At 53.2% G+C, this 9,297-nt stretch carries 4 protein-coding genes; 2 read left to right on the plus strand and 2 right to left on the minus strand.

Annotated elements, in window-relative coordinates; genetic code table 11:
• Positions 1-180: 180 nt before the first annotated feature.
• Positions 181-3,879: a methionine synthase gene (metH, locus tag Pla22_RS03180; protein ID WP_146513319.1), complete on the plus strand. Its 3,699-nt coding sequence runs from the start codon at positions 181-183 to the stop codon at positions 3,877-3,879.
• Positions 3,880-4,088: 209 nt separating this feature from the next.
• Here the strand turns inward: metH and Pla22_RS03185 are convergent, their stop codons facing one another.
• Both Pla22_RS03185 and Pla22_RS03190 read right to left on the minus strand, forming a co-directional pair.
• Positions 4,089-4,946, minus strand: a complete 858-nt coding sequence (locus Pla22_RS03185) for a calcium-binding protein (protein WP_146513320.1) — start codon at positions 4,944-4,946, stop codon at positions 4,089-4,091.
• Positions 4,946-7,735 (minus strand): glycosyltransferase, encoded by a 2,790-nt coding sequence (locus tag Pla22_RS03190; RefSeq protein WP_165440496.1) that lies wholly within the window; start codon positions 7,733-7,735, stop codon positions 4,946-4,948. Before Pla22_RS03190 ends, Pla22_RS03185 begins: the two co-directional genes overlap by 1 nt.
• A gap of 95 nt (positions 7,736-7,830) precedes the next feature.
• Here Pla22_RS03190 and Pla22_RS03195 point away from each other — a divergent pair, with 95 nt between their 5' ends.
• Positions 7,831-9,081, plus strand: a complete 1,251-nt coding sequence (locus Pla22_RS03195; protein ID WP_146513322.1) for a glycosyltransferase — start codon at positions 7,831-7,833, stop codon at positions 9,079-9,081.
• The last annotated feature ends 216 nt before the right edge of the window (positions 9,082-9,297 follow it).

Raw genomic sequence — 9,297 nt, forward strand, 5'->3', positions numbered from 1 at the left:
AACAAGCTGTGGACATTCAGCGAAAACCAGCCAAAATGCTGGTCTCGGCCCTCGGTGTTCTTATGCTCCGTGGCCAAGAGCCCCTGCGTCGTCAGCGATTCGCTGACCGCTCCCCATCACAGCATTTCCTACCCGTCATGCTGCGATTTCAACTCTAGTCGTGAAACTGACCCGAATCCCATGCTTCAACCCAACGCTACTGAATCCCAGCTCAACGAATTGATCCGCGAACGAGTATTGCTGCTCGACGGAGCGATGGGGACGATGATTCAGCGTCTCGGATTCGATGAAGCTGCTGTTCGAGGGGACCGATTCGCTGATCACCACAAGGATCTGAAAAACTTTTCCGATATCCTGTGCCTCACGCATCCTGACAAGATCACCGATATTCACGATGCCTACTACGCTGCGGGCAGCGATATTGTCGAAACCAATTCGTTCGGTGCTTCGCCCGTGGGAATGATCGAATTCGATCTTCCCTTGGAATTGGTTGACGAGATCAATCACGCTGCCGTCGCGTGCGCTAGAAAGGCGGCCGATAAGTGGACAGAGAAGACTCCCGACAAACCTCGCTTCGTGGCTGGGTCAATCGGTCCGACAACTCGCCAGCTTGCAATTAGCACCAAAGAAGACCCCGCTCACCGTGACACTACGTTCATGGAGATGGTCGAAAGCTATCGTGCGCAGGTCAAATCCCTTTGCGAAGCTGGCGTCGATATCCTGCTTCCCGAAACAGCCATCGATACGCTTAACCTGAAAGCGTGCTTGTTCGCGATTCAAGATTACTTTGATGGTGGAGGCCGCCGCGTGCCCGTGATGGCATCGGGAACCTTCGCCGATGGTGGGCGAACATTTGTGAGTGCACAAAGCGTCGAAGCATTCTGGACCGCGATCAACCACTTCCCGTTGTTGTCGGTCGGGATGAACTGCGCTCTTGGGCCTGACGTGATGCGGCCGCACATCGAAGAGTTGTCCAAAGTTGCTGGGATCCCGATCTCATGTCACCCCAACGCTGGACTGCCCAATGAAATGGGGCAATTCGACCTGGGGCCTAAAGCGATGGCTGACAAAGTCGGCGAATACGCTGAAAACGGTTGGATCAATATTCTCGGTGGCTGTTGCGGCACCACGCCCGATCACATCGCGGCGATGGCTGAACGCGTTAAAGGTCTCAAGCCAAAGCAGGAGTCATCGATTCCTTCCTACACGCGATTATCGGGCCAGTTGCCGATGGTGATGCGTCCGGAAATCCCATTCACCATGGTCGGCGAACGCACCAACGTCACTGGCAGCCGAAAGTTCGCAAACCTCATTCGCAACGAAAAGTTTGAGGAAGCGGTCGAGGTCGCTCGCGAACAAGTCGAAAACGGTGCAACCATTATCGATATCAACTTCGACGATGCGTTGCTTGATGGCGAAGAGGCAATGACTCGCTTTTTACGTTTGATCTCTGGTGACGATGTCGCGGCATCAGTGCCCGTGATGATCGACAGCAGCAAATGGGAAGTGCTTGAAGCGGGGTTGCGAAACGTCCAAGGTAAAGCGATCGTCAATTCGATATCGCTCAAGGACGGTGAGGCCGAATTCCTTCGCCGCGCAAGGCTTGTGCGCAAGTATGGTGCCGCCGCTGTCGTGATGGCTTTTGACGAAGACGGGCAAGCCGCCGACGAGGACAACAAAGTTCGCATCTGCAAACGCGCCTACAAGTTGTTGACCGAGGAAGCCAACTTCCCGCCCGAAGACATCATCTTTGACCCGAACATTTTGACCGTCGCAACGGGCATGGACGAACACAACAACTATGCGGTTGATTTTGTAAACGCCGTCGCTCGGATCAAGAAAGAGTGCCCGGGCGCAAAAACCAGCGGTGGTGTCAGCAACATCAGCTTTAGTTTTCGCGGCAACGACCCCGTGCGTGAAGCCATTCATAGCGCGTTCCTCTACAAGGCCGTTCAAGCGGGCCTCGACATGGGCATCGTTAACGCTGGTCAACTTGAAGTCTACGAAGAAATCCCCAAGGACTTGCTCGAACGAGTCGAGGATGTGCTTTGGAATCGACGTGATGATGCCACGGACCGCATGCTCGAATTCGCAGAATCGGTGAAAGGCACCGGTAAAAAGAAATCCGGTGAAGACCTAACCTGGCGTGAACAACCAATCGCTGGCCGCATGCAGCACGCGTTGATCAAGGGAATCGACAAGTACATCGTCGAGGACACCGAAGAAGCGAGGCAACACTATGACAAGTGCTTGCACGTGATCGAAGGCCCATTGATGGACGGCATGAGTGTTGTAGGCGATTTGTTCGGCCAAGGCAAAATGTTCCTGCCGCAAGTCGTCAAAAGTGCTCGTGTGATGAAAAAGGCAGTTGCCTACCTTGAGCCTTTCATGGAAGAGGAAAAGCGGCTTGCTGGTGTAGAGAACGACGCGGCGCGTGGCAAGTTCTTGATCGCAACGGTCAAAGGCGATGTCCACGACATTGGTAAGAACATTGTGGGCGTCGTTTTGCAGTGCAATAACTACGAGGTTATCGACCTCGGCGTGATGGTATCGTGCGAAAAAATCCTCGAAGAAGCCATCAAGCAAGGTGCCGACATGATTGGCTTGAGTGGGCTGATCACGCCTAGCCTTGATGAAATGGTTCATGTCGCTCGAGAGATGAAGCGAGCCGGTATGACCATGCCGTTGCTTGTCGGCGGAGCCACCACTAGCGCGAAGCACACTGCCGTTCGTATCGCTCCGGCTTACGATGGTCCAGTTGTGCACGTGATGGATGCTAGTCGCAGCGTCGGCGTGGTTGAAAAGCTACTTAGCACAGACAACCGAGACGCTTTCTTAAGGGCCAACGTCGAAGAGCAAGAAAAACTCGCTGCCAGTTATCGTGAGCGGACTCAAAAGCTAACGCCTTACGCTGATGCGTTGAAGAATCGTTTTGCTACGGACTGGAAAACAGTCCAGATCGATAAGCCGGAATTTACCGGAGTGCGAGTCTTGAAGGACTACTCACTCGCTGAGATTCGTCCTTATATCGATTGGTCGCCGTTCTTCATGACATGGGAACTTAAAGGCAAGTTCCCCAAGATTTTCGACGATGCTGTTGTCGGTGGGCAAGCCAAAGAGCTGTACGACGATGCTAACAAGATCCTCGATCAAATCATCGCCAATGGTTCGCTGACCGCCAACGCCGTGTATGGGTTCTGGCCTGCTGCGTCCGATGGCGATGACATCATCGTTTACACCGACGAAACTCGCACCCAAGAACTTAAGCGACTGCATTGCCTTCGCCAACAATGGGAACGCAAAGGCACGACTGACTATCGGTCGCTCGCTGATTACATCGCCCCAGTCGACAGTGGTCGTGAAGACTACGTGGGTGGCTTCGTGGTCACCACCGGCATCGGCGCGGAACAACTTGCTGCTAAGTACAAAGCCGATCTCGACGACTACAACGCCATCATGGTGCAAGCCGTTGCGGATCGTTTAGCCGAAGCCTTTGCCGAATTGCTACATAAGAAAGCGCGTGTCGAATGGGGATACGGTCAGTCGGAAAATCTCAGCACCGAAGAAATGATCGGCGAAAAGTATCGAGGCATTCGGCCGGCGGCTGGGTATCCGGCTTGCCCCGATCACACCGAGAAGCGGACGTTGTTTGACTTGCTTGATGCTGAGAAGAACACGAGTGTGGAATTGACGTCCAGCTACGCAATGACCCCGGGCGCAGCCGTCAGCGGTTTGTACTTTGGTCATCCGGAAGCTCGCTACTTTGCGGTCGACCGAGTTACCAAGGACCAAATCGAAGACTACGCCAAGCGAAAGGGAGTCAGCATCCAAGAGTGCGAACGTTGGCTCAGCCCCAATCTCGCGTACACCCCAGAGTAGCCGCGTGCGCGCTCTGCGGGCTACCTTGCTTCTTGGCCAAGCCCTTTCTTTAGTCTATTTGCAACCACGCTTCCTCGCCGAGGAAGTGTGGCAGGTCCTTGAGGGTTGCTTTTTCGTTCAAACGCAGCGACTAAGTAACGACGATTAAGTAACGACGTGGTCGTGCTTAGCGATGCTGGCCGAACCGTGACAAAGATTTGCTGGTTTTCTCAAACCACATGCTGAATGAACCTCGCATCGCCATGTTCGATTTCTGCGAACGAGGCGTGTGCGGGAACTGGCTTGTAAACGCGGAAGTGTTTCATCAATCCCAAAGTCGCCGCGCTTTCAAGCGGCCCCACGAACGCGGACGTGGGAATTGCAAAATCGGTTTGCTTGCTCCAGTGCTCTAGCTGTTCGGAAGACAAGAAATAGCATCCCGAATGAGGATTCAACGGTCGCATGAATCGAATCGAGCGTCCTAGTGCTCGACCATCCAAGAAAGGTGTGTCAGAAATGTCTTGAAAACTTGCGGTCGCCGCAGAACTGACGTCACCATCGATGTAACACTTCCGCAGCTTGCCAGAGGCTTGGCATTCGTATCGATTCGGTTGCAAGACGTTGCGCGGCGAGGTCATCTCAACGAACCATGACAACTTTGTGATCAACAATGGATCGTGAATCCAAATGTCATCTTCCAAATAAGCATAGTGATCGTACTGGCCCAAACTTTCCGCCAACACTCGCTGACAAGCAAACCCCAACTGATCTGCCGGTTCATCTACAACGATGTGCTCGACGACCTGGTCGGCGCCCAGGATGTCGCCTAACAAATGATCCGAATGGTTCGTGACCATGACAACCTTAAGCAACTTGTCTGTCATTTCGTTGACAGGAATCACACGACGATCGCGAATTTGGATCATTCCTTGAGCAGCGCCAAAATTCTGGTGCAGCAAACGAATCGTCTTCGCCAAAACTGCAGCGCGTCGACTGCGGTTCTGGACCGTTTCGGAACCGTGAAGAAGTGATTCGTTAGCCTTGTGCTGGCTGGAAAAATAGTGGGGAATCGCAACCATCAAACTCATCAGGCGGACTCCCCAGGGATATCGTTTTGCTTCACGTAGGTGCCTGGATAAATACTTTGATCCGGCTTGATACGGTAAACCAATTGGCGAGCACAACGTGCCGATAGCGGAACCCAGTTCATCACTCCCGTGTCGATGACCACATCGACATCGGAATTCTCGTTCACCAATCGTCGCACTTGCTCGCTGATAGTTGCGTAGAGCAATTTCCGAGCGCGTTGTGGTGGGACGCCTTGTGACATGCGAGCCATGTCCCATTTGGCACTCCGATAGAGCCGATTGATCATGTGACTTATTCGGCGATCATCCCACTCATGAAACTGCGTTCGCAATTCATCATCATGATCCAAGTGAGTCACCCAACGATCATCGTAGACATCGCCGCGGATGCCGTGGAATTGCAACGAGTCCAGCAAATCATCATCTTCCTCACCCCAACCTTGATAGACACAATCGTGCAGTTCGGCTTTGACAAACGATGACTTTTCCGCCAGGAATGTTCCGCCGGTGCCTTCAAGAATTGACGAACTCCGCAAGAACAGCCCCCTCTTCATGCGATCTCGCAAATGATCGGCAAAGTCGGGTGCAAGAATGACGTCTGCATCAACAAGGCACACCCAATCGGTCGGACTTGCCAAGATCCCGGCATTCTTGGCCTCGCTGCGATCAAACTTTGTTCGTCCCTCGACTCTTACCACTGTCACTTGGCTGGTGTCAAAGTTCTCTCGCACCCAATTTCCCGCACCATCCGGACACGAATAGTCGACAACCACAACATGACTATGAGGCTGGGCGACCAGCGTTGGCAATGTTTGCTTCAACTGGGAAAGCCGTCCCATGCATGTCGTTGAAAACGTAATGCGATTGTCGTCGGAATACTGATTCACACCGCGAACACGCCTCGCAGACGACGAACGCGGACCAACAGCGTCGACGAGTTTTAACAGATCAAACTTCAAAGCCCACGCCGCTGTTTCGGCAACCATTGAACTGGTTTGCTCTGAATCTTGGGCGTCTGATGAAAGTTCCACACTGAGTGCGGCAATCGAATTCGACCTTGCAGTTGTCCCGCTACCCAAGGAATCTAACAACCGTTGAGTTGCAGCGACCGGAAGCCTGGCTGCGCCACTGTGGTTAGCAAGCGGAGAACCAAACAGGTCGTTAAGGCTGCCCAATGCTTGATCACCTCGACATAGTGCTGTCTCTGCATCCAACCAAGCTGAAGGATACAAAGAGAAAAGTTGTTCCGTCGTCGGGTTGGCGAGGCGATGGTCGATGAATCGAGCCGGATACTGATGGGGAGCATCGGCTTCTACTGGCAGCTCGTTCGACGGTGCTGAATCGGTAGCCTGACGGTACCGGGAAATTTGCATTCGCTGTTGATTCCACAGTTCTTCAGTAGCTGCAATGACATTCTGCCAAGTGAACTTAGCTTCGACGCGGCGACGGCCCGCATCGCCCATCGCCCGACGAAGCCCGTCATCTCGGAAAAGTGCAACTAGCCGCTGTGTCACCTTGTGCGGATCCACCCAGATCCCCTGTCCGACTCGTGCGAGAAAGTGATCGTAGGTAATGTCTCCCTGCATCATTTCGTCAATCGACTCTGATCCGATTCCTCGTATCATCGCGGTCGGAATCAAGAATCCCGTTTCTTCATCCACCACGGATTCTCGATAGCCATTCCAATCGCTAGCAATGACGGGCAACTTGCGACTCATCGCTTCGATAATCGTCAGACCGAAGGTTTCCTGCACACTATCCGCCAAGGACACAAACACATCAGCTAGGTCCCACACCCGATCTCGATTGTTGGGCTTAGTTGCGTCCACGAATCCGACCTTGACGTTGGGAGCCACACGTGCGGCTTCGCGAACAAACGCATCACGAACTGCCTCGTTTGCGAACCATCCCGCCATGACCAATGTGATCGGCTTGGAAGTGATGCGTTGGGCTTGCTCACAAGCGAACATCAACGGCAGCGGGTTGCTCTTGGAATGATGAGACAAACGCCCCACGAACAAAACGACGTTGGCATCGTCCGCGATCCCGAAATGACGCCTAGCCGCCACGCGGTCATCTGAAGAAGCAGGACGATGATGATCAAGATCAACGCCAAGCGGAATTGTCTGTAGCCTCAGTGTTGAGCGTCTACTCGCACTGCTTGTTTGCGCAGACTCGTTCATCAATTCAGACCAGTGCGAGATAATCGCATCGGCAGTTGCCGCCACAGCGGATGATGTGCAGACGAGACGATCATAAGGCTCGACCGGCGACATTACAAAATCTCGCAGCGCGGAAATTGCAGTTGGCGAGCACAAGGCATGAGTGATACCGCAAACAGCAAATTTGTCACGTGCGTGTTGATGACGCAGCCAACTCCAACGGCTCGATGGAGGTTGCGGTTCCCAAACGACTCTTGGGCTCCCGCGGCCAAGCCAAAATCTAGCATTCTTCAGCGGGCCCAAGCGAATCACTTTCTCTTGGGGAGAATGTTGAGCTAACGTAGCTTCCAACGATGCTCGATCCGCGTTCTGGTATAGCAAGAACCCGAGCGACTTTTCTTTCCCATACTTGAGCAACGCTTCCAACCAATGTCGGTTGGCAACCTCACGACCAACCAGGCCGGCTGGTCCGTGACTAGGCGTCGCACTGGGTGAACCGACTATCGTTTCACTGTAGTACTGTCTCCGGTATGGCAGTACCGTACCGGCGGCAATGGGACCGAGCGTTGCCATTCGGGGATTATCCTTGGAAGAAACAAACTCATGAGCACGACTCGACAGTGTCATCGTTGGAGTCTGCGATGTACGATCGGTCTCTATCGTAGACAAAGCCAAATCAATCGCCATGCCACAATACCACTCATCACATAACCGCGCACCCTATGCACATTCTCTTTTTGCATTCGAACTACCCGGCCCAATTTGGTGAGATCGCCGCTAATTTGGTCGCCCAGCATGGCGATCGCTGCACATTTGTAAACGAACGCGTCTCTGGCGATCAACAAGGGGTGAAGTGCGTCACCTACAGACCCGCGAGCGGAGCGACCAAGCAAACGCATTTTTGCGCAGCAACGTTCGAGAATCAAATTTGGCGTTCACATGCTGCCGCCGAGTCGGTTGCGCAGTTGTTCCGAAGCAACGGGGCGCTCGCTCATGATCGCCCTGACCTGATCGTTGCTCATAGCGGCTTCGTGTCGGCTCTGTTCCTAAAAGAAGTTCTTCCTGAGGTCCCCGTAGTCGGCTACTTCGAGTATTTCTACCACCGATACAACAGCGACTTTGATTTTCGATCCGACCTTCCGCCACAAAGCGAACTATCGGCGATGCGGCTGCAGGCACGCAACGCAATGCTGTTGCTCGATCTGCATCACTGCGAAGCCGGCTACTGCCCTACTGATTTTCAACGCGAGCAGATTCCAGCGGAGTATCAACCCAAGTTGCAGACGATCTTCGACGGCATCAATACTGATTTTTGGAAACGCGACGCTTCTTTATCAGAATCACACGCGACGCAAAGAATGGTCGCGGGAGTCACAATTCAGCCATACGAAAAAGTCGTGACGTACGTCAGTCGTGGATTCGAATCGATGCGAGGTAGCGACCAATTCCTAAAAGTCGCCGACCAAGTCTGCAAAAAGCGAAGTGACGTTCGGGTTATCGTTGTCGGTGAGGATCGGATTGCTTATGGCGGTGATGCAAGGTTCACCGATGGCAAAACCTTTCGACAATGGGTCATCGACAACAATGATCTTGATCTTTCCCGTATTCATTTCGTTGGTCGGGTCTCGCGTGAGGAACTCATCCGCGTATTCTCGGTTAGCGACGCACATCTCTACTGGACGGTGCCATTTGTCCTTTCATGGTCAATGCTCAATGCCATGAGTTGCTCGTGCCCCGTGATCGCAAGCAACACCGCTCCGGTGCAAGAAATGGTTCGCAATGGCCAGAACGGACTGCTAGTCGATTTTTTCGACATTGAGCGTTGGGTTGAGTGTGTTTTGCAAACGCTGGAAAGCCCGCCCGAAACACAGCGAATGGGCAGCAATGCGCGTCAGACGATTGAGCAGAACTACTGCCTCACGTCTTGCCTGGATAAAATGCGATCTCTGTATCAGAACGTACGCATGCGTTGAAATAGCTTTACTTCTGTGTTTGGGGGTAGACATGAGGTTGATTAACCAAACGGACATCGCTGCCGTGCCAGAGAAATCCTCCATTTGTTCATTGCTGTTCGCACTTCCACCGGCTATCGTAGATCCCCTCGACGGCAGGGAACAGCTATGCAGGTTCGGGATTGGCGACTTGGCGTGATTCGCTGTGCTCTGACCTTGCATTTAGGCTCGATTTGC

Source organism: Rubripirellula amarantea (assembly GCF_007859865.1).
Lineage (GTDB): Bacteria > Planctomycetota > Planctomycetia > Pirellulales > Pirellulaceae > Rubripirellula > Rubripirellula amarantea.

Coding starts and splice junctions, on each gene's coding strand:
- Pla22_RS03195 (WP_146513322.1), top strand. CDS start 7,831: ATGCACATTCTCTTTTTGCATTCGAACTACCCGGCCCAATTTGGTGAG.
- Pla22_RS03190 (WP_165440496.1), bottom strand. CDS start 7,735: ATGACACTGTCGAGTCGTGCTCATGAGTTTGTTTCTTCCAAGGATAAT.
- Pla22_RS03185 (WP_146513320.1), bottom strand. CDS start 4,946: ATGAGTTTGATGGTTGCGATTCCCCACTATTTTTCCAGCCAGCACAAG.
- metH (WP_146513319.1), top strand. CDS start 181: ATGCTTCAACCCAACGCTACTGAATCCCAGCTCAACGAATTGATCCGC.